Here is an 848-nt window from a genome sequence, read left to right on the forward strand (position 1 = left end):
TGGCTGACTGATTGGCTGACTGATTGGCTGACTGATTGGCTGACTGATTGGCTGACTGATTGGCTGACTGATTGGCTGACTGATTGGCTGATTGGCTGATTGGCTGATTGGCTGATTGGCTGATTGGCTGATTGGCTGATTGGCTGATTGGCTGATTGGCTGATTGGATAAGTAGTTACCTGTATTTGTGCACAACCTGAAGAAGGTACCAGATTGATCTTGTCCGTTAATCTTGCAAGCCACTTGAAAGTGCTGTCAGTAATCATTTTTGTAGGTGCTATCCGGCCATGATCCTGAGTCACAGTCTTTTTCAGGCAGAAAAAAAGGAGTGATATCACTCCTTATTTATCTGTTTCTCGCTAAATTTTCCGCCAAAAATTAGTGAGACTTACGTCCTGTAAGGCAGTCAATGTAGCCATCCAGTATTTTATCCCAATCAACAGCGCCACCATTGACGGTAAAAGTATCCTGCTTCGCTAATACTTTCATTGTTTGTTCCTTACCATTTGTAAGTGACTTCAATTGACTCGTCGCCTTTGGTGTACTTTACAGTCAAAGAACCCGCGCCGTTTACTGCCTGGATGTCGTTTTGAGTTAATACGTTCATTGTTTTTTCCTTACCACTTGTAAGTGACTTCAATTGACTCGTCGCCTTTGGTGTACTTTACAGTCAAAGAACCCGCGCCGTTTACTGCCTGGATGTCATTTTGAGTTAATACGTTCATTGTTTTTTCCTTACCACTTGTAAGTGACTTCAATTGACTCGTCGCCTTTGGTGTACTTTACAGTCAAAGAACCCGCGCCGTTTACTGCCTGGATGTCATTTTGAGTTAATACGTTCATTGTTT

At 42.8% G+C, this 848-nt stretch carries 1 protein-coding gene; it reads right to left on the reverse strand.

Going from position 1 to position 848, the window contains the following annotated elements; genetic code table 11:
• A partial coding sequence (locus ACXAH1_RS24640) for a hypothetical protein (protein ID WP_475200332.1) occupies nt 1-243 on the reverse strand: 243 nt, incomplete at its 3' end.
• Nucleotides 244-848 lie beyond the last annotated feature (605 nt).

This window comes from Pseudoalteromonas sp. AWH4_217 (assembly GCF_056161105.1).